We start from the raw sequence: 19,846 nt of genomic DNA, 5'->3' as shown, positions 1-19,846 counted from the left end.
CCCGGGGGGGGGGCGGGCGGCGGGGCCGCCGCGCGCCCCGCCCCCCCCCCCCCCCCCCCCCCCCCGGCCCGGCGCCCCCCGCCCGCCCCCCCCCCCCCGCCCCCCACCCCCCGGGGGGTCAGTAGGCGGCGGTGCCGCCGTCGACCGACAGCATCGCGCCGGTGATGCCGGCGCCGGCGTCCGAGGCGAGCAGGACGGCCATCGCGGCGACCTCCTCGACGGTGTTCGGCCGCTTGATCGCCGACTCCTGGGCGAAGAGGTCGACCATGCCCTCGAACGTCAGCCCCATGCTGGCTGCCGTCCGGGGGCCGTTCTCGCGGACGATCTCGGTGATCACCAGACCCGGGCACAGCGCGTTGACGGTGATCCCCTGGGTGCCGACCTCCTTGGCGGCGACCTTGGTGAGCCCGTTGATCGCGTGCTTGGCGGTGACGTAGCCGCAGAGCATCGGCTTGCCGTGCTTGCCCTCCACCGAGGACATGTTGATGATCCGGCCCCACTGCTGCGGGATCATGTACTTCAGCGCGCGGCGGGTCCCGTAGAACGTGGAGTCGAGGTTCCACCTCATGTTCAGGTCCCACTCGTCGTCGGGCATCTCGGCCACCGGGAAGGTGGCCGCCGTCCCGCCGGCGTTGTTGACCATGATGTCGACCCGGCCGAAGTGCTCGGCGGCGAAGTCGACGAGCGACTCGATGTCCTCCTTGTTCATGACGTCGCCCTGCCGGAAGACGGCGCGGTCCCCGGCGCCCAGGTCCGCGACGACCTTCTCGCCCTTCTCCGCCCGGCGGCCGTTGAGGACCACCTTCGCGCCCTCCCGCAGGTACGCCTCGGCGATTCCGAGGCCGAGCCCTGCCGTCCCGCCCGTGATCACCGCGACCTTGTCCTGCAGTTGCATGGGGTTCCTCCTCCGGCGCCGCAGCGCGGTCGACTTACTTGGGATGGGCTGCAGTGAAGCACGTCACCCAGGCGGGAAACAGCCCCTACAGACTGGCGACGGGCCGGTTCCGCATCCGGGGCTTGCCTCGCCCGGAGATGTAGTTACTCTGCTCGGTGTCAACAAACGGTCGAGACGGCGGAGGCCCCTGCGTGACGACGGCACCCACCACCACGACCCGCGTGGTCACTCTCGCCCGCCGGCCCACGGGTGCTCCGGAGCCGGAGGACTTCGAGCTGCAGGAGCGGCCCGTCCCCGAGCCGGGCGACGGCCAGCTGCTGGTCCGCAACGCCTTCATGAGCGTCGACCCGTCGATGCGTGGCCGGCTCGAGGAGACCGAGAAGCACTACACGACGAACTTCCGCGTCGGGGAACCGCTGGACGGCTCGGCGCTGGGCCGCGTGGTCGCCAGCCGCGCCGACGGCGTGCCGGTCGGCGCCTGGGTGCGCCACCGGCTGGGCTGGCGGGACCTGGCCGTCGTCGACGCGGCGACGGCCACCGTCGTCGACGCGGAGCTGGCGCCCCTGCCGCACTGGCTCGGGATCCTCGGCCAGACCGGGTTCACCGCCTACGCCGGGCTCGTGCGGGCCGGTGAGCTGCGCGCCGGGGACGTCGTCTTCGTGTCGGCCGCGGCCGGGGCCGTGGGCTCGGCCGCCGCGCAGCTGGCCCGGCTGCTCGGCGCCTCGGCCGTGGTCGGCAGCGCCGGCGGCGCGCGCAAGACCGCGCTGCTGACCGAGGAGCTCGGCCTCGACGGGGCGATCGACTACCGCAGCGAGCGGGTGCGCGACGGACTGGCCCGGGTCGCGCCCGACGGCATCGACCTGTACTTCGACAACGTCGGCGGGGACCACCTCGTCGCGGCGCTGGACGCCCTGCGGCAGGAGGGCCGGGTCGCCCTCTGCGGGATGATCTCCCAGTTCGACACCGACGGGCCGCGGCCGAGCATCGACCACCTCATCCAGGCGGTGCTCAAGCGGATCACGCTGCGCGGCTTCATCGTGCGCGACCACGAGGACCTGCGGCCGGAGTTCGAGCAGCGGGTCGGGAGCTGGCTGCGGTCCGGGGAGCTGGTGGCCAAGCAGACGGTCGTGGACGACCTGTCGCACGCCGTCGAGGCGTTCCTCGGCATGCTCCGCGGGGAGAACGTCGGCAAGATGCTCGTCCGGCTCGACCCCGACGTCGACGCCTGAGCCACCGCCCATCCCGGCGCCGGCCGGCGCCGGTGCACCGACCGAGGCCGGCGTCGCGCCGGCGGGGAAGGACGACATGGACCTCCAGCTGACCGGCAAGCGGGCCCTCGTGACCGGCGGGAGCCGGGGGATCGGCCGCGCCATCGCCGAGACCCTCGCCGACGAGGGCTGCGCCCTCGCCCTGTGCGCGCGGGGCGCGGAGACCCTGGAGAAGGTGGCCGCGGAGCTGCGCGAGCGCGGCGCCACGGTGGTCACCCAGCCGGTCGACGTCACCGACACCGCCGCGCTGGCCGCCTTCGTCGACCGGGCCGCCGACGAGCTCGGCGGCCTCGACGTCGTCGTCTCCAACGTCTCGGCGGGGGCCTCGAAGAGCCCCGACCAGTGGCAGCAGAGCCTCGACGGCGACCTGCTGCCGCTCGTGCGGCTCATCGAGGCCGCCGTCCCGCACCTGGAGCGGCAGGGCGGGGCGATCATCTCGATCGGGACCACCAACGCCTTCGACACGGTCCGGCCGGCCTCGCCCAACGCCTACTCGGCGCTCAAGGCGGCGGTCATCCACCACGCCGCGGCGCAGGCGCGGGCCCTGGCGCCCCGGGGCATCCGGGTGAACACCGTCTCGCCCGGCCCGATCGAGTTCCCCGGCGGTGACTGGGAGAAGATCCGCGAGGGCCGGCGCGAGGTCTACGACGAGGTGCTCGCCAAGATCCCGGTCGGCCGGTACGGCCGCCCCGAGGACGTCGCCGCCGCCGTCGCCTTCCTCGCCAGCCCCCGGTCGGCGTTCACCAACGGCGTGAACCTCGTGGTGGACGGCGGCATCGTCACCCGCGTCCAGTTCTGACGGGAGCGTCCAGGTGGCCGGTCCCGCGGGGCGCCTCGACGTCGTCGTCGTGTGCGGCGGACGCTGGCACGACTTCGACTACGCGCGGCTGCGGCTGCTCGAGGCGCTGGGCCGCCATCCCCGGGCGCGCACCCGGGTGTTCGAGGACTACGCGATGGGCAGCGCGGCCGCCGGGGACGCCCTCGCGGGCGCCGACCTGCTGATCACCTACACCTGCGACCGCCGGCCCGACCCCGACCAGCAGCACCGGCTGGTCGACTGGGTCCGGGCCGGCGGGCGCTGGCTGGCGCTGCACGGCACCAACGCGGCGATCGACGCCCCGGCGCCCGGCGCCGAGAAGCTCTACCGGACCCCGCGGGTCCTCGGGCCGGTGCCGGAGGTGCTGGGCAGCCAGTTCCTCGGCCACCCGCCCATCGCCCCGCACCGGATCGAGATCACCCGCCCGGACCACCCGCTGGTGCAGGGCGTCGAGCCGTTCGAGGTGACCGACGAGCTGTACGTCAGCGAGCTGCACCCGCCGCTGGAGGTGCTGCTGCACACCCGGTACAGCGGACCGTGCCGCGGCTTCGAGGAGGGCGGGACGACCGACGACGACCCCCGGCCGGTGCTCTACCTGAAGAGGTCGGGCGCGGGGGAGGTCTGCTACTTCACCCTCGGCCACGCCCGCGGCCGCTTCGACGTCCAGGACCTCCTCGTGGACGACCTCGGCCGGGAGGACAGGGGCAGCTGGGTGGTGCCGGAGTTCGTCACCGTCCTCGAGCGCTGCCTGGCCTGGGGCCTGTACGGCGAGCTGCCCGCGCCGGCCTGAGCCGGCTCAGCCGCGGGTGGCGTACAGGTGCGCGGTCTCGTTGACCGACAGCACCACCACCCGCCCGCCCGGCATCCGCCGCAACCGGGTCACCGAGGTGTAGCCGGGGTTGTGCCAGAACAGCGCGGGGACGCCGAGCACGCCGCCGACCATGGCGTTGATGGCGCCGCCGTGGCCGACGGCGACCAGCCGGTCCACCGGCCACCGCTCGAACAGCTCGGCCAGGCAGCCGGCCACCCGGGCGCGGAACGCCTCGCGGTCCAGCTCGGGGACGAAGTCGTCGTAGCGCCCCTCGGCGATGGCCACCGCGCGGGGCGAGCTGGGGCCCATGTCCTCGATGGCGGTGTAGGGAGCCGGCGGCAGGTCGGTGTCCCACTCCCGCAGGTCGTCGACGACGGCGTCGACCTCGCGGCCCATCTCGCCGGCGAGGGCGGCGGCCGTCTCGCGGGCCCGGCGCATCGGGGAGGTGACCAGGGCGTCGACCTCCTCGTGCTTGAGCCAGGCGCCGAGCCGGCGGGCCTGCTCGGCACCCGTCGCGGACAGGCCGGGGGAGGTATCCCCGGAGACGGGCAGGCCGTGGCGGACGAGCAGGATCTCGGTCATGGTGCCTCTCGGTCGGGCCGGCGCCGCGGATGCGCGGATCAGCCGGCGATGGTGCGGTCGCCGTCCCAGTACGGACGGCGCAGCGCGCGCTTGTCGAGCTTGCCCATGACGTTGCGCGGCAGGGCGTCGACGAGCTCGTAGCCCTTCGGGCACTTGTAGGACGCCAGCCGCTCGCGGCACCAGGCGGCGAGCTCGTCGGCGCCCGGCGCCGGGTCGCGGGCGACCACCAGGGCGCGCAACGCCTCGCCCAGGTCGCGGTCGGGCACGCCGATGACCGCGACGTCGGCCACCTGGGGGTGCTCCAGCAGCACCTTCTCGCTCTCGGCCGGGTACAGGTTGACGCCGCCGGAGACCACCATGTCGGCCACCCGGTCGGTGATGTGGACGAACCCGTCCGCGGTCACGTACCCGACGTCGCCCAGGGTGGCCACCCCCGGCGCGACGTAGGCCGAGCGGGTCTTCTCCGCGTCGGCGTGGTAGCTCACCTCGCGGCCCGGCGGGGTCCGGAAGCCGAGGACGCCGACCTCGCCGGGACCCAGCTCACGGCCTTCCTCGTCCAGCACGACGACCTGGAAGGGCTCGACGACGCGGCCCACCGAGCCGGGGTGGGCCAGCCACTCCTCGCTGGTGATCCGGCAGACGGTGCCGATCTCGCTGCCGCCGTAGCTCTCCACGAGCACGGGGCCGAACCAGTCGATCATCGCCCGCTTGACGTCCGGCGGGCAGGCCGAGCCGGTGTGCGCCACCGAGCTCAGGCTGGAGACGTCGTAGCGACCGCGGACCTCCGGCGGCAGGGCCAGCAGCCGGGAGAAGTGGGTGGGCACCATGACCGACGACGTCACGCCGTGCCGCTCGACCAGCTGCAGCACCCGCTCGGCGTCGAAGCGCCCGAGGACGACGACCGTCCCGCCGGAGAGCAGGTGGCGGACCGAGGTCAGCGGGCCGTTGTGCTGCAGCGGCCCGACCACCAGGTGCGGGCCGTCCGGAAAGCCGGAGCGGCCGGCCAGCGCGGCGGCGTAGCCGGCGGCCGAGGTCACCGTCGAGGGCGCCCAGCGGACCGCCGTGCCGCGGGCCTTGCCCGTCGTGCCGGAGGTGTAGACCAGCGGCGGGCTCGCCGGCCGGTCGGTGCTCTCCGGCAGCCGGCGACCGCCGCCGGTCCAGTCCGCCCAGGACGTCGTCCCCTCCGGCAGGTCGCCGGCGCCGTGCACGACCACCGTCCCGACGCCGGCCTCCCGGGCGGCGGCGGCGGCCGCGGAGAGCCCGGCCGGACCGGTCACCACGGCCACCACTCCCGCGTCGCGGAACTGGTCGGCCATCTCCGCCGCCGTCAGCTGTCGCGAGACCGCCACGGTGCCGACGCCGGCGAGGATCCCGGCGGCGTGCGCCACCAGCGTCGGCGAGACGTTCTCGCCGACGACGGCGACCCGGTCCCCGATCCCGGGGGCGACCGCGAGCAGCTCGCCGCCGACCGCGTCCACCTGCTCTGCCACCTGCGCCCAGGTGAGCGCGCCCGCGTCGTCGACCAGGCCGACGCCGTCGGGGTCCGCGCCGGCGCGCTCGCCGATCCCTGCCAGCCGATGCACGGGCCGCTCCCTCCGCCGGTGCGTTATGGTCCCGGCAACTGTAGTCAACGTCAAGAAACCCGGTGCCCCGGCGCCGGTGAGCGGAGCCGCCGCCATGACCACGACGCGCCCCTTCCGGTTCGCCGTCCAGGCCTACCGGCCGGAGTCCGGACGGGCCTGGCGGGAGCTGGCCCGCCGGGTCGAGACGCTGGGGTACTCGGCGCTGCACACCTCCGACCACTACCTGGGACCCGGCCCGGTCTCCGACGCCACCGGTCACCGCCCGGTCACCCTGGCGCCGGTCCCGGCGATGGCGGTCGCCGCCGAGGCCACCACCACCCTGCGGATCGGCTGCCGGATGTTCTGCGTCGGCTACCACCAGCCGTACGTGCTCGCCAAGGAGATCGCCACCCTGGCCGAGCTGTCCGGCGGCCGCACCGAGGTCGGCCTGGGCGCGGGCTGGCTGGAGGCCGAGTACGACGCGATGGGCATCCCCTTCCCGCCCGCCGGGCAGCGGATCGGGCACCTGACCGAGTTCGTCGGCCTGCTCAAGGACTTCCTCGCCGGCCGGCCGGCCGACACCCGCGGCGAGCACGTGCGGGTGCGCGACATGTCGCCGCTGCCGCTGCTGGAGAGCCCGCCGCCGATCACGATCGGCGGCGGGGCGCCCCGGGTCCTGCGGCTGGCCGGCGCGGAGGCCGACGTGGTGAGCATCAACTTCAACAACCGCTCGGGTGTCATCGGCGCCGACAGCGTCGCCAGTTCCGGCCACGACGAGACGGTGCGCAAGCTCGGGTGGGTGCGCGAGGGTGCGGGAGAGCGGTACGGCGAGCTGGAGCTGGAGATCGGCGCCTACTTCCTCGGCGTCGAGGGCGGCGCCACCACCGAGGAGCAGCTGAGCGCGCAGACCGGCCTGGCGGGGGAGGAGCTGCGGACCTTCCCGCACGCCCTGGTCGGCTCGGTCGACGCCATCTGCGAGGAGCTCGAGCGCCGCCGGGAGGTCTACGGCTTCTCCTACGTGACCGTGGGCGACCGGTCGATCGACGCCTTCGCCCCGGTCGTCGAGCGGCTCACCGGCCGCTGACCGGCGCCGGTTCCCCGGGGTGCGGCGCCGGGTGCGCCCCGGCGCGCTCCTGCGCCCAGGCGCGGGCGTCCCCGGAGGCGACCCAGTCCAGCGCGTTGCCGATCAGCTGCCGGTACCCGGGCAGGCCGAACGTGGCGCCGCTGTCGCCGGGCTGGACGTAGACCACCGGGCTGGCCCCCGCGCTGGTCGCCCAGGCCACGAGGTCGCTGGCCGGCGGGTGCCCGGTGCAGTCGGGGGCGGCGTCCTCCCCGTGCAGCACGTGCTCGTAGGTGCGGACGAAGAGCGCCGGGTCGACCCCGGCGTCGTGCCGCAGCAGCGGCACGACCCGGTCCTCGAACACCGGGCAGCAGTAGAGCTCGTCGGTCAGCGCGAGGTCGGCCAGGCCGGCGCAGACCGGGTGCTCGGGCGCGACGACGTGCGCGGTGTACCCGGTGATCCGCGTGCCCGACGAGGGCCAGGGCTCCCCGTGCAGGGGGCCGGGGGCGTAGGAGAAGCGGCCGCCGAGGCTGTCGGCCCACCCGTCCCAGGCCGGCCACCCGGCCAGGGCGTGGTGGACCGCCACCACGCCCGTCCCGCGCTCGAGCAGCCCGGCGACTCCCCGGACCACCTCCGGCGCGGGGCCGCGCGGGGCGGGTGGCTCGCCGCGGCGCAGGTGCAGGCCGGGCAGGTCGTGCAGGAGCAGGGCGTCCCAGGCGTCGGCGTGGCGGGGGTGCAGCCAGTCCTGCGCGGTCGGCTGGACGGCGTGCGCCCAGACCCAGCCGCGCTCGGCGGCCAGCGCCGCGACCATGCCCAGGAAGGCGTCCAGGTCGACCCGGTGCCCCCCGGTGACCGCCAGCACCCGCAGCGGCGCGTCCGTCGTCGACCCGCTCATCGCGCTCCTCGGCATCCGGTGGCAGGGGTGTTCCGCCGCCCGGGGTTACTGTAGTCTCTGACCACAAAGCCCGGTGACCTGGTTCACAGGAGCCGCGGCGTCCCCACCACCTCCGAGCGCGGCGCGCCGGACCGGCAGAACGGACGACCACATGGCGAAGGCCGGGGGAACGGCGACCCTGTCCGGCGGCACTCCGACCGTCGAGGGCCTCACCGCCGAGGACGTCCTGGACCTGCACCGGCGCATGGTGCGGATCCGCGTCTTCGAGACCGAGGCCGGCCGGCTGATGGAGAACGGCCTGCTGCCCGGGTTCCTGCACCTGTACGTGGGCCAGGAGGCCGTGGCCGCCGGCGCGATGGCGACGCTGACCGACGCCGACCAGATCACCTCGACCCACCGGGGCCACGGGCACGCGGTGGCCAAGGGCGCGCAGTTCCGGCCGATGTTCGCCGAGCTGTTCGGCCGGGTCGACGGCTACTGCCACGGCCGCGGCGGCAGCATGCACATCAACGACCTGTCCATCGGGATGCTGGGCGCCAACGGCATCGTCGGCGCCGGCCTGCCGATCGCCGTCGGCGCGGCCTTCGCCGGGAAGTACCGCGAGGACGGCACCGTCGCGATGACCTTCTTCGGGGACGGCGCCAGCAACATCGGGGCGTTCCACGAGGCGGCGAACATGGCCGCCGTCCTGGAGCTGCCGGTCGTCTTCGTCTGCGAGAACAACGGCTACGCCGAGTTCACCTCCCAGGCCCGGCACATGCGGCTCACCGACGTCGCCGACCGGGCTGCGGCCTACGGCATGCCCGCCGAGGTCTGCGACGGCATGGACGCCGTGGCCGTCCGGCAGGCCTGCCAGCGGGCGGTCGACCGGGCCCGCGCGGGCGAGGGGCCGTCGATGGTGGAGGCCAAGACCTACCGGTACTACGACCACCAGGGCGTCAAGGGCCTGCGCAAGCCCTACCGCACCCAGGAGGAGATCGACGCCTGGAAGAAGCGCGACGCCATCGAGCTGCTCGAGGCCCGCGCCGCCGCCGACGGCGTGGTCGACGCGGCGGCGTTCGCCCGGGTGTGGGAGGAGACGCGGGCCGACGCCGCCGACGCGATCGCCTTCGCCCAGGCCAGTCCCGAGCCCGACCCCGCGACGCTCACCAAGAACGTCTACACCGTCTGATCCCCGAGCTGATCCGAGAGGACTCCCGCATGGCTGTGCGCGAGCTGACCTACGTCAAGGCCTACAACGAGGCCCTGCACCAGGTCATGCGCGAGGACGACGACGTCTTCGTCGTGGGCGAGGACGTGGCCGGCTACGGCGGCGTCTTCCACATGTACGACGGCCTGCTCGCCGAGTTCGGCGAGCGGCGCATGGTCGACACCCCGATCTCGGAGATGGCCATCGTCGGGCTCGGCGTGGGCGCGGCGTCCCGTGGCCTGCGGCCGGTCGTCGACATCATGTTCATGGACTTCCTCGCGGTCTGCCTGGACCAGGTGGTCAACCAGGCCGCGAAGATGAAGTTCATGTTCGGCGGCGAGGTCCGCGTCCCGATGGTGCTCACCGTCGCCGCCGGGGCCGGCCTGTCCGCCGGCGCCCAGCACAGCCAGAGCCTCGAGGCCTGGCTGGCGCACACCCCCGGGCTCAAGGTCGCGATGCCGTCGTCGGCCCACGACGCCAAGGGGCTCATGGTCACCGCGGTCCGGGACGACAACCCGGTGATCATGATGCTCAACAAGAAGCTGCTCGGGGCCAAGGGCGAGGTGCCCGAGGACATCTACGCGGTGCCCTTCGGCCAGGCCGCCACCCTCCGCGAGGGCGACGACGTGACCGTCGTGGCGCTGGGCCGGATGGCCGTGGAGGCCGCGGCCGCCGCCGACCAGCTGCGCGCGGAGGGGATCTCCGCCGAGGTCATCGACCCGCGCACGGTCCAGCCGCTGGACACCGACACCATCGTGGCGTCGGTGCGGCGCACCAACCGGGTGGTCGTGGTGCACGAGGCGGTCACCTTCGGCGGTCTCGGCGCCGAGATCGCCGCCCAGATCCAGGACGTCGCCTTCGACCACCTGGACGCACCGGTCATGCGGGTCGGCGCCCCGTTCGCGCCGGTCCCCTTCAGCCCGGTGCTGGAGAACGTGTACGTGCCCGACCGCGGCAGCATCGCCGACGCCTGCCGGCGCATCCTGGCCCGGAGCTGACCGTGGCACAGGAGGTCCTGCTGCCCAAGCTCGGGCTGACGATGGAGGAAGGCACCATCGTCGAGTGGGTCGCCAAGCCCGGCGACGTGGTCAACCCCGGCGACGTGCTGCTGGTGCTGGGCACCGACAAGGTCGACGCCGAGGTCGAGGCCGAGGGCACAGGGCGCTTCGAGCCGGTCGTCGACGCGGGGATGACCCTGCCGCCCGGCGCGCTCATCGCCTGGCTGCTCGACGGCGACGAGCAGCCGCCCGCCCGCGCGTCCGAGGCGGCCGTGGCCGAGCAGGCCGCGCCCGCCGCCGGGGACGTCGGGGAGCTCCAGCTGACCGGCCCGGCGACGCCGCTCGACGAGCCGGCCGCCGGCCGTCTGGCCGTCTCGCCGAACGCCCGGCGGGTCGCCCGCGAGCACGGGGTGGACCTGCGGGCGCTGCGCGGCACGGGGCCCGGCGGCCGGATCGTCTCCGAGGACGTCGAGGAGGCGGTCGCCGCCGCGGCGACCGCCCCCGCGGCCGCCGCTCCCGCGCCCCCCGCCGGAACCGCGCCGGCACCGGCGGCGCAGCCGGCCGGCGAGGGAGCGCGCCCGCCGGTCTCCCCGCTGGTGCGCCGGCACGCCACCGCGCTCGGCGTCGACCTCGGCCAGGTGCGGGGCTCGGGCCTCGGCGGGCGGATCCGCCGCGCCGACGTCGCCGCCGCGGCGGCCGCGGGCAGGGCCCCCGAGCCGGCGCAGGCGACCGAACGGGTCGGACCGCAGCCGGGCACCGTCATCCCGCTCACCGGCATGCGCGGGGCGATCGCCCGCAACATGCACGCCAGCCTGCAGGAGATGGCGCAGCTGACCCACGGCTACGAGGCCGAGGTGGGCGCACTGCTCACGTTGCGCGAGCACCTCAAGCGGGAGTGGGCCGGCACCGGCCTGCGGGTGCCGACGATCAACGACTTCGTCGTCCGCGCCGCCGCGCACGCGCTGCTGGAGCACCCGGTCCTGAACGCGACCGTCCGGGACGGCGGCATCCACCTGCACGAGCAGGTGCACGTCGGGGTGGCCGTGGCCGTCCCCGACGGTCTGCTGGTCCCCGTCGTCCGGGACGCCGACCGGCGGGGCCTGGTCGACATCGCCGAGCAGACCCGGGAGCTGGCCGCCGCCGCCCGCGAGGGCCGGCTCCAGCTCGCGCAGCTCGAGGGCGCCACGTTCGTGGTGACCTCGCTGGGCTCCTACGGCGTGGACTTCTTCACGCCCGTGGTGAACCCCGGCAACACCGGGATCCTCGGGGTGGGGCGGGTCCGCGACGGCGTGCGGTGGGAGGGGGAGGTGCCGCACCGGACGTCGGTGCTGACGCTCAGCCTCTCCTTCGACCACCGGGCGGTGGACGGCGCCCCGGCCGCGGAGTTCCTGCAGACCGTGAGCGGGCTGCTCGCCCGTCCGCACCTGCTGCTCGCCGGCTGACCGCCGACCGCGGCTCCCCAGGAGGTCCCGTTGCCCACCGACGCACCGCTCACCGTCCCCGGCGTCACGCCGGTCGACCCGACCGTCTTCGCCTCGCTCGACCCGCCGCTGCTGGCCGGCAGCCGGTGCCCGGACTGCGGCACGCTGAGCTTCCCGGCGGCGCGGTCGTGCCCGCGCTGCATGCGCAGCTCCGTCGAGCCGGTGGAGCTGCCCGACCGCGGCACGGTGTGGACGTGGACGGTGCAGGGCTTCCCGCCCAAGCCGCCCTACGTGCCGCCGCCCGGCGGGTTCGTGCCCTTCCCGGTCGGCTACGTCGACCTGGGTGGGGTCCTGGTGGAGGGGCGGCTGGTCGCCGACCCGGCCGGGCTGGAGATCGGGCTCCCGGTGCACCTGGTGCTCGAGCAGGTCGGTGAGGGCCCGGACGGCCCCGTGGTCACCTACGCCTTCGCCGCCGACACCCCCGGCACGGGCACCGAGGAGGCAGGGGCGTGAGGGCCGACGACGTCTTCGTGGTCGGCGGGGGCATGCACCCCTTCGGCCGGCACGACGCCAGCGGGCTGGACATGGCCGAGGTCGCGCTGCGGGAGGCGCTCGCCGACGCCGGGGTGGGCTGGGACGACGTCGACTTCGCCGTCGGCGGCAGCAACGTGTCCGGCAAGCCGGACTCCCTGGTCTCCCGGCTCGGGCTGACCGGGGTGCCCTTCACGACCGTCAAGAACGGCTGCGCCACCGGCGGGGTCGCCCTCGCCACCGCGGTGAGCGCGCTGCGGGCCCGGCGCGCCGACGTGGTCGCCGTCGTCGGCTTCGACAAGCACGAGCGCGGCGCGTTCGGCGCCGACCCGGCCGCCTACGGGTTGGGGGAGTGGTACGCCCGGACCGGGATGATGGTCACCACCCAGTACTTCGCGATGAAGACCCGTCGCTACCAGCACGAGCACGGCGTCTCCTGCCGCACCCTGGCCCGGATCTCCGCCCGCGCCTTCCGCAACGGCGCCGAGCACCCGCTGGCCTGGCGGCGCAAGCCGCTGACCGAGGAGGAGGTGCTCGCCTCGGCCCCGGTCAACGAGCCGCTCACCCAGTACATGTTCTGCCAGCCCAGCCAGGGCGCGGTCGCGCTGGTGCTGACCCGTGGCGACCGGGCGGGCGACCTGTGCGACCGGCCGGTCCGGCTGGCCGCGGTGACCCAGCGGACCCGCCGGTTCGGGTCGTTCGAGGTGTTCTCGCCCTGGCTGTCGCCCGAGCCGTGGAACAGCCCGAGCATCGACGCGGCGGCCGCCGCCTTCGCCGAGGCGGGGATCGGCCCGGCCGACGTCCAGGTCGCCCAGCTGCAGGACACCGACAGCGGCTCGGAGATGATCCACCTGGCCGAGACCGGGTTGTGCGCGCACGGGGAGCAGGAGCAGCTCCTCGCCGACGGCACGACCGACGTCGAGGGTCGGCTGCCGGTCAACACCGACGGCGGCTGCCTGGCCAACGGCGAGCCCGTGGGCGCGTCCGGGCTGCGCCAGGTGCACGAGGTGGTGCGGCAGTTGCAGGGCCGCGCCCCCGGCGCCCAGGTGCCCGGTGGACCCCGGGTCGGCTTCACCCACGTCTACGGCGCGCCGGGCCTGTCGGCCTGCGCCGTCCTCACCGTTCCCTAAGGCGGCTGCGCATGAGCGGATCCGGAACCGTCCCCGACCTCGGGACCTGGCGGCTGGAGGTGCGCGCCTGGCTGGCCGCCACCCTGCCGCCGGCCTCCGCCGGTGGCACCGAGGAGCCGGCGGCGGACTTCGCGGTCTTCCGCAACGTCCCCGACGAGGAGGAGCGGCGGCTGCTCGACGCGGTCCGGGAGTACCGCCGGGCCCGGTACGACGCCGGCTACGGGGCCCTCACGCTCCCGGCCGAGCAGGGCGGTGCCGGCCTGCCCGCCTCCTTCGCCATGGTCATGGCCCAGGAGGAGGCGGCGTTCGCCACGCCGCCGTCCTCGGAGCTCATCAGCGTGACCACCGGGCTCGTCGGTCCGGCGGTCGCGATGTTCGGCACGCCCGAGCAGCGCGAGCGGTACGCCCGGAGCTTCCTGCGCACCGACCTGCTGGCCTGCCAGCTGTTCAGCGAGCCGGGGGCCGGTTCGGACCTCGCCGCCCTGGGCTGCCGCGCGGTGCGCGACGGCGACTCGTGGGTGCTGGACGGGCAGAAGGTGTGGACGTCGGGTGCCCGGCACGCCGACTACGGTCTCCTGCTGGCCCGTACCGACCCGGACGTGCCCAAGCACCGCGGCATCACCGCCTTCCTCGTGCCGATGGGCACCCCTGGCCTGGAGATCCGCCCGATCCGGCAGATGAGCGGCGGCGCCTCGTTCAACGAGGTCTTCCTCTCCGGCGCCCGCGTCCCCGACGACCTGCGCATCGGCGAGGTCGGCCAGGGCTGGTCGGTCGCGACCGCCACGCTGTCGTTCGAGCGCACCGCGTCCGGTTCGGGCACGCGCCGCAAGGGTGGGACGTTCGCCGACGTGCTGGCGCTGGCCCGGTCGCGCGGCGCGACCGGCGACCCGGTGGTCCGGCAGTCCGTCGCCGACCTGTACGTGCGCAGCGTGCTGCGCGCCGCCACCGCCGAGCGGGTGGCCCGCGCGGCGGCGGCGGGGGTCAGCCCCGGGCCGGGGGCCTCGATCGGCAAGCTCCTGGCCTCCGACCTGCTGGTGCGCACCGGTGAGGTGGCCGCCGACCTGCTCGGCACGGCCGGCACCGCCGACACCGGGGAGCCGGGCACCTTCGCCTGGACCGAGCACCTGCTCGGCGCACCCGGCTACCGGCTCGCCGGTGGGACCGACCAGATCCAGCGGAACATCATCGCCGAGCGGGTGCTGGGGCTGCCGGCCGAGCCGCGGGTGGACAAGGACCAGCCCTGGTCCCAGCGGGCCCGCCGCTGACGTCCCGGCGCCACCCCTGCCGTTGATCATCGTCATGTGGTGGGTCGCGCCGGCGTGTCGAGCCGCCAGATGACGATGATCAACGGTGGGGGCGGCTACCAGCCGAGCAGGCGGGCCAGTCGCTCGCGGTGGTGGGCGGACCCGCCGAGCAGCACCGCGTCGGCGCGGGCCCGGCGGAAGTACAGGTGCGCGTCGTGCTCCCAGGTGAAGCCGATCCCGCCGTGCAGCTGCACGGTCTCGGCGGTCACCGTCCGGTAGGCCTCCGAGCACCAGGCCTGCGCCACCGAGGCGGCCTCGGCCAGCGCGTCGGGTGAGCCCTCGGCCTCGACCGCCCGGACGACGGCGGAGCGGCAGGTCTCCACGAGCACCAGCAGGTCCGCGCAGGTGTGCTTGACGGCCTGGAAGCTGCCGATCGGGCGGCCGAACTGCCACCGGTCCTTGACGTAGGCGACGGTCCGCTCCAGGCAGGCCTCGGCCCCGCCGAGCTGCTCGGCGGCCAGCGCCACCGCGGCGACGTCGAGCGCCCCGGGCACCACCACCGCGGCCGCCCCGCCGGTGGTCAGCCGGGTGGCCGCCGCGTCGGTGAACACCACCTCGGCCGCACCGCGGGCCAGGTCCAGGGTCTCCAGCGACCGCACGCCCACCCCCGGCCCGCCGGCCTCGACGAGGAAGAGGTCGACGCCCTCGGCGGTCGTCGCGGCGACGACGAACCGGGCCGCGGCCGCGCCGTCGGGCACCGCGGACGCGACGCCGGACACCCGGCCCTCCGCGTCGGCGCGCAGCCGCACGGCGCCCTCGTCCCAGGTCCCCGCCGGGCCGGTGACGGCCGCCGCGGCGATCTCCCCGGCGGCCGTCCGCTCCAGCGCCTCGCGCCCGGCCGGCCCGGCGGCCGCGAGGAGCTGGCCGGCCAGCACGGTGGAGGTCCAGAAGGGCACCGGCAGCAGCGCCCGGCCGAGCTCCTCGCAGATCGCCGCCGTCTCGGCCAGCCCGCCGATGCCGCCGGCGTCCTCGGGCAGGCCGATGCCGGCCAGGCCGATCTGCGTCGCGAGCACGTCCCACAGCGCCAGGTCCACGCGGGGCCCGTCGGGGGCCAGCCGGCGCACGGCCTCCGGGCCGCCGGCGTCGGTGCAGACCTCGCGGACGGTGGCCCGCAGGTCGGCCAGCTCGGCGGCGCGCCCGGCGTCCAGGACCGGTGAGCTCATGCGTCCTCCTTGCCGGCGGCCTGCGCCGCCGCCAGCCGGGCGATCGGGACCCGCTGCGGCGAGCAGGAGACGTAGTCCAGGCCCAGCGGTGCCAGGCGCAGGATCGACGGGGCGTCGCCCCCGTGCTCCCCGCAGATGCCGAGCTTGATGCCCGGCTTGACCGACCGGGCCCGCTCGATCGCGAGTGCGACCAGGGCGCCCACGCCGTCGGGGTCGAACTCGGCGAACGGGCTGGCGGTGAGCAGCCCCTCGCCGATGTAGTGGGTGAGCAGCCGGCTCTCCACGTCGTCGCGGGAGAAGCCGAAGGTCATCTGGGTCAGGTCGTTGGTGCCGAAGGAGAGGAAGTCGGCGTGCTCGGCCAGCCGGTCGGCCATCAGCGCCGCCCGCGGCGTCTCGACCATGCTGCCCACCAGGTACGGGACGCGGACGCCGGTCAGCCGCTCCACCCGGTCGGCCGCCCGGTGCACCTGCCCGATGGCGAGCACCAGCTCCTGCGGGATCGACACCAGCGGGATCATCACCTCCAGGCCGGGGGTGATCCCCTCGCGGGTGACGGTGACCCAGGCGGAGAACAGCGCCTCGGCCTGCGCGGTGTACAGCTCGTCGTTGAGCAGCGCCAGGCGCACCCCGCGCAGGCCCAGCATCGGGTTGACCTCGCGCAGCTCCACCGCGCGCCGGGCGTGCTCCTCGTCCTCGTACACCTCGTCGTGCGGCAGGAACTCGTGCAGCGGCGCGTCGAGCAGGCGCACGGTCACCGGCCGGTCGCCGACGGCGCGCAGCAGCGCCTCGAAGTCCTCGCGCTGGGCGTCGGTCAGCGCCTGCAGCGCCTCCCGGTGCGCCCGGTCGTCGGACGCGAGCAGGAAGCTGCGGACGACGGGCAGCCGGTCGCCGAGGAACTGGTGCTCGGTGCGGCACAGGCCGATGCCCTCGGCGCCCAGCCGCATGGCGACCTCGGTCTCGCGGGCGGTGTCGGCGTTGGTGCGGACGCCCAGCTGGCGCTCGCCGTCGGCCCAGGTGAGCAGGCAGTCCAGCTCGGCCGAGGGCTCGGCCGGCCGGACGTCGATCCGGCCGAGGTACACCCGACCGCTGCGGCCGTCCACGGTCACCTCGTCGCCCTCGTGGAGGGTGTGCCCGTTGGCGCTGACCGTGCCGCGGGCGCGGTCGATGGTCAGCCCGGTCGCGCCGCACACGGCCGGCTTCCCGGCGCCGCGGGCCACGACGGCGGCGTGCGAGGCGAGCCCGCCGGCGGTCGTCACCACCGCCTGGGAGGCCACGAGCGCCGGGACGTCGCCCGGGGTGGTCTCGGTGGAGGCGAGCACGACCGGCACCCCGCCGGCGGCCAGCTCGAGCGCCCGCTGGGCGGTCAGCGCCAGCAGCCCCGAGGCCGCGCCCGGGGAGGCGGCCAGCCCCTGGGTGAGCTCCACCTCGCCCCCGGTGAGCCGCAGCTGCGGGTGCAGGAGCTCGGAGACGACCGCGGGGCGCACCGACCGCACGGCCGCCGACCGCTCGATCGTCCCGGCGTTGGCGAGGTCGACCGCGAGGCGCAGGCCCGCCCGCGGAGAAGGGTGGTCCACCGGGACCGCGCTCAGCAGGGCCAGCTTGCCGTCGCGCAGCTCGAAGGTGACCTGGGCGACGGCGCGCAGGTGGTGCTCCAGGGTGGCCAGCGTGTGCCGCAGGAGGTCGGTGCCCTCCGGCAGGGCCGACAGGGGCTCGCCGTCGCCGGGGAGGGTGGGCGCGCTGCGGCGGACCCCGCGGTGGAAGGTGCCGTGCGGCTCCAGGGCCCCCGTGTCGGGGTTGCGGCTGCTCGCCGTGCCGTGGCCGGAGCGCTCCCAGGGGCCGATGTGCAGCGCCTGCACGTGCAGCGCCAGGCCGAGGTCGTCGGGCAGGCCCTGCGCGCGGCGGGCACGCCGGCCCCGGGGGGAGTCCCAGCGGCCCAGCAGCGCACGCGCGGCCAGGGCCAGCTGCTCGGCGGGGTCGTCGGGGAACGGGGCGGTGCCGGTCCGGTCGATCACGTCGAGCAGGGCGGTCACCTGCGCCTGCCCCGTGACGTCGGCCAGGGCGTCGTCGATGTCGTCGGGGTCGACGTCGAGCGCGTCGACCGCGATCGAGCGCAGCACCGTCGTCCACACCTCGTGCAGCCGGCTGTCGCGGCCGATGAGCGCGGCGAGCCCGGCGGCGTTCGCCCGGGTGACGCCCAGGGCCGGCAGATCCGGCGGGAGCCCCGCTGCGGGCACCGCCGCGCTGGGGACCAGCCGCAGCAGCATCGGGCGGTCCAGCGAGCCCACCTCGCGGCCGGCGAGCTCCTCGACCAGGTCGACGGCCTCGCGGGCGGCGGCGACGTCGGTGAGCTCGCGGGCGCGGCTGACCGGGGCGGTGAGGCCCCGCACCGTCGGCAGGCCGAGGGCGACCAGCCGGTCCATCTGGTCGCCGTGGACGCCGAGCTCCTCGGGGCCGAGCCCGCGCACCCGGCCCTGGCCGAAGGGGACGATCCGTGCGATGTGGGCCGGTGGCCCGGACGGCGCGGGCATCAGACCTTCTGGCCGCGGACGAGCTCCGCCTCCAGCCGCTCGTCCTCCGCGCGGCTGATCCCGAGCAGCAGGAGCAGCTCCTGGTGCAGGTGCATCCACACGGAGTGGTAGGAGTGCGGCAGCGGCGAGGTCAGCGCGGACTGGTCGCCGTCGTCGAACCGCTCCAGCGCGGCGGTCAGGTCGGCGCGGTAGTGGCCCAGCCGCGGCTGGGCGTCGGACATGCGCCGCAGGATGCGGCCGATGGCGTCGTCGACGTCGTCCAGCCGGTCCCGGACGCTCGCGTCGTAGGCGGCGTCGGAGTGGTCGTTGGACGAGCCGTCGGGGCGCAGCTGCCACGCCGAGCAGATCTCCCGCAGCTCGTGGTTGACCGGCAGGAACTTCTCGAACAGCGGCCGCAGCGCCTTCTCCTCGTCGCCGCCCTCGGGGAGCCGCAGCATCCCCTGGACCGCGGCGGTGCCCGCGGGGGTGGGCATCAGCAGGGGGCCCTTGGCCATCGCCAGCCCGCCGTCGACCAGCGCCTGCTGCTCGGGGGAGGCAGCGCCGCGGTGCATCCCCTGGACGACCAGGTGGACGAGCGCCTCACGCGTGGGCTCGTCGAGGGACTGGGGGGCAGCGGCGTCGCTCATGCCGGGGACTCCTGGGGTTCTGGACGGGTGGCCGGCGGGTGCGGATGGTCCCACCGGCGAGCACGTGTGACTCAGCGCATAGTCACACTTATAGGAGACCACGTCAAGAAAGCCAGGTCGCCGGGAGGGGGTTCTCCGGCGCCGTGCGATCGAGCCGCTTGCCCGAGTCGCACGTCACACTTTATGGTGCCGCAATCAAGTAAGGAGCACGGGTCGCCGGCACGCTCGGCGCGCCCTGCGGACGGGTCGGAGGACCGGCATGAGCGAGGCAGGCGTCGCGGCGGCCCGGGAGCTGGGTGCCCACTACGCGGAGGTCGTCGAGAACCTGACCCCCGGGGAGTGGCGCAGCCCCAGCCGGTGCGCGGGGTGGTCGGTGCAGGACCTCGTCGCCCACACCGGCTCCAACTTCCGGGTGCTGGTCGTCCCGCCCGACCCCGACGCCGCCGCGCCGGAGGTGGAGACCGCCGAGCAGCTGCAGGAGCTCCTGGTCGCGCAGCGCAGGAGCTGGTCCAGCGCCGAGGTCGCCGCCGAGTTCCGGGACAACCTCGAGCCCGCGCTGGCGGCCCTGGCGGCGATGCAGGAGGAGCCGGTCGCCTCGGCCGGCATCACCCTCACCGACCTCGGCACCTACCCCATGCACGCGCTGGCCGACGCCTTTGCCTTCGACCTGTGGTGCCACCTCACCGTCGACCTGCTGGCCCCCGGCGGGCCGGTCGACCGGCCGGCGCCGGCGGCCGACGACGCGCTGCTGGGCCCGGCGATCGGCTGGATGCTCACCGGCCTGCCGCAGATGTGCCCCTCCGTGGCCGAGGTGCTCGACCGGCCCCTCGGGCTGCGGCTGACCGGTCCCGGGGGCGGGGAGTGGACCCTCGTGCCCGGCGGGCCGTCCCTCGCCGTGGTGGAGGGGTTGCAGGACCCCGCCGCCACCGCCACCTCGGCGGCGACCGACTTCGTGCTCTGGGGCACCACGCGCACGCCGTGGCGGGACTCGGTCCGGGTCGACGGCGACCGGGGGTACGCCGAGCGGGTCCTCGACCGGGTGGACATCGTCTGACCGCGGCGGAGG

At 75.5% G+C, this 19,846-nt stretch carries 18 protein-coding genes; 11 read left to right on the top strand and 7 right to left on the bottom strand.

Annotation, left to right across the window (positions count from 1 at the left end; translation table 11 throughout):
- Positions 1 to 118 precede the first annotated feature (118 nt).
- Entirely contained in the window at positions 119 to 895 is a 777-nt protein-coding gene (locus ACK586_RS06450) for an SDR family NAD(P)-dependent oxidoreductase (RefSeq protein ID WP_409329633.1), read from the bottom strand.
- Positions 896 to 1,086: 191 nt separating this feature from the next.
- On the opposite strand from ACK586_RS06450, the gene ACK586_RS06445 reads away from it, so the two are divergent.
- From ACK586_RS06445 to ACK586_RS06435, 3 genes are all read left to right on the top strand, one after another.
- Positions 1,087 to 2,124 (top strand): NADP-dependent oxidoreductase, encoded by a 1,038-nt coding sequence (locus ACK586_RS06445; protein ID WP_409329632.1) that lies wholly within the window; start codon positions 1,087 to 1,089, stop codon positions 2,122 to 2,124.
- Between the two features lie 76 nt (positions 2,125 to 2,200).
- The gene (locus ACK586_RS06440; RefSeq protein WP_409329631.1) at positions 2,201 to 2,962 is read left to right on the top strand and encodes an SDR family NAD(P)-dependent oxidoreductase; all 762 of its coding nucleotides are present in this window, start codon (positions 2,201 to 2,203) and stop codon (positions 2,960 to 2,962) included.
- Between the two features lie 13 nt (positions 2,963 to 2,975).
- A complete protein-coding gene (locus ACK586_RS06435; protein WP_409329630.1) occupies positions 2,976 to 3,770 on the top strand; it encodes a ThuA domain-containing protein in 795 nt (264 codons plus the stop codon).
- 6 nt (positions 3,771 to 3,776) lie between these two features.
- On the opposite strand, the gene ACK586_RS06430 is transcribed toward ACK586_RS06435, so the two are convergent.
- On the bottom strand, positions 3,777 to 4,373 hold the full coding sequence (locus ACK586_RS06430; protein WP_409329629.1) for a histidine phosphatase family protein: 597 nt from the start codon (positions 4,371 to 4,373) through the stop codon (positions 3,777 to 3,779).
- 38 nt (positions 4,374 to 4,411) lie between these two features.
- Complete coding sequence (locus tag ACK586_RS06425) at positions 4,412 to 5,956, bottom strand: AMP-binding protein (RefSeq protein WP_409329628.1); 1,545 nt, start codon at positions 5,954 to 5,956, stop codon at positions 4,412 to 4,414.
- A gap of 94 nt (positions 5,957 to 6,050) precedes the next feature.
- Here ACK586_RS06425 and ACK586_RS06420 point away from each other — a divergent pair, with 94 nt between their 5' ends.
- Positions 6,051 to 7,019, top strand: coding sequence for a TIGR03621 family F420-dependent LLM class oxidoreductase (locus ACK586_RS06420; RefSeq protein ID WP_409329627.1), 969 nt, complete (start codon positions 6,051 to 6,053; stop codon positions 7,017 to 7,019).
- Here ACK586_RS06420 and ACK586_RS06415 read toward each other — a convergent pair.
- Positions 7,006 to 7,890: a ThuA domain-containing protein gene (locus ACK586_RS06415; RefSeq protein WP_409329626.1), complete on the bottom strand. Its 885-nt coding sequence runs from the start codon at positions 7,888 to 7,890 to the stop codon at positions 7,006 to 7,008. The genes ACK586_RS06420 and ACK586_RS06415 overlap by 14 nt on opposite strands.
- A gap of 151 nt (positions 7,891 to 8,041) precedes the next feature.
- Here ACK586_RS06415 and ACK586_RS06410 point away from each other — a divergent pair, with 151 nt between their 5' ends.
- The 6 genes from ACK586_RS06410 to ACK586_RS06385 are packed head-to-tail and all read left to right on the top strand — an operon-like array spanning position 8,042 to position 14,424.
- Positions 8,042 to 9,061 (top strand): thiamine pyrophosphate-dependent dehydrogenase E1 component subunit alpha, encoded by a 1,020-nt coding sequence (locus ACK586_RS06410; protein WP_409329625.1) that lies wholly within the window; start codon positions 8,042 to 8,044, stop codon positions 9,059 to 9,061.
- 29 nt (positions 9,062 to 9,090) lie between these two features.
- Entirely contained in the window at positions 9,091 to 10,077 is a 987-nt protein-coding gene (locus ACK586_RS06405) for an alpha-ketoacid dehydrogenase subunit beta (RefSeq protein ID WP_409329624.1), read from the top strand.
- Between the two features lie 2 nt (positions 10,078 to 10,079).
- Positions 10,080 to 11,519, top strand: coding sequence for a 2-oxo acid dehydrogenase subunit E2 (locus ACK586_RS06400; protein WP_409329623.1), 1,440 nt, complete (start codon positions 10,080 to 10,082; stop codon positions 11,517 to 11,519).
- 30 nt (positions 11,520 to 11,549) lie between these two features.
- Positions 11,550 to 12,011, top strand: coding sequence for a Zn-ribbon domain-containing OB-fold protein (locus tag ACK586_RS06395; RefSeq protein WP_409329622.1), 462 nt, complete (start codon positions 11,550 to 11,552; stop codon positions 12,009 to 12,011).
- Entirely contained in the window at positions 12,008 to 13,159 is a 1,152-nt protein-coding gene (locus ACK586_RS06390; RefSeq protein WP_409329621.1) for a thiolase family protein, read from the top strand. The genes ACK586_RS06395 and ACK586_RS06390 overlap by 4 nt, the downstream gene beginning before the upstream one ends.
- Positions 13,160 to 13,170: 11 nt before the next feature.
- Positions 13,171 to 14,424 carry an acyl-CoA dehydrogenase family protein gene (locus ACK586_RS06385; protein ID WP_409329620.1) on the top strand — a complete coding sequence of 418 codons (1,254 nt, stop codon included), beginning with the start codon at positions 13,171 to 13,173 and terminating at the stop codon, positions 14,422 to 14,424.
- A gap of 95 nt (positions 14,425 to 14,519) precedes the next feature.
- On the opposite strand, the gene ACK586_RS06380 is transcribed toward ACK586_RS06385, so the two are convergent.
- Genes ACK586_RS06380 through ACK586_RS06370 form a run of 3 tightly spaced genes read right to left on the bottom strand, consistent with a single transcriptional unit; the run spans position 14,520 to position 18,780 of the window.
- Positions 14,520 to 15,626: an acyl-CoA dehydrogenase family protein gene (locus tag ACK586_RS06380; RefSeq protein WP_409329619.1), complete on the bottom strand. Its 1,107-nt coding sequence runs from the start codon at positions 15,624 to 15,626 to the stop codon at positions 14,520 to 14,522.
- Positions 15,623 to 18,154 (bottom strand): putative PEP-binding protein, encoded by a 2,532-nt coding sequence (locus ACK586_RS06375; protein WP_409329618.1) that lies wholly within the window; start codon positions 18,152 to 18,154, stop codon positions 15,623 to 15,625. The genes ACK586_RS06380 and ACK586_RS06375 overlap by 4 nt, the downstream gene beginning before the upstream one ends.
- Complete coding sequence (locus tag ACK586_RS06370; RefSeq protein ID WP_409329617.1) at positions 18,154 to 18,780, bottom strand: hypothetical protein; 627 nt, start codon at positions 18,778 to 18,780, stop codon at positions 18,154 to 18,156. Before ACK586_RS06370 ends, ACK586_RS06375 begins: the two co-directional genes overlap by 1 nt.
- Before the next feature lie 259 nt (positions 18,781 to 19,039).
- Between ACK586_RS06370 and ACK586_RS06365 the strand changes: the two genes are divergently transcribed.
- A complete protein-coding gene (locus tag ACK586_RS06365) occupies positions 19,040 to 19,834 on the top strand; it encodes a maleylpyruvate isomerase family mycothiol-dependent enzyme (protein ID WP_409329616.1) in 795 nt (264 codons plus the stop codon).
- The last annotated feature ends 12 nt before the right edge of the window (positions 19,835 to 19,846 follow it).

It is taken from the genome of Trujillonella humicola (genome assembly GCF_046233715.1).
Classification (GTDB): Bacteria; Actinomycetota; Actinomycetes; order Mycobacteriales; family Geodermatophilaceae; genus Trujillonella; species Trujillonella humicola.
This window is presented reverse-complemented; position numbering and strand designations above follow the sequence as displayed.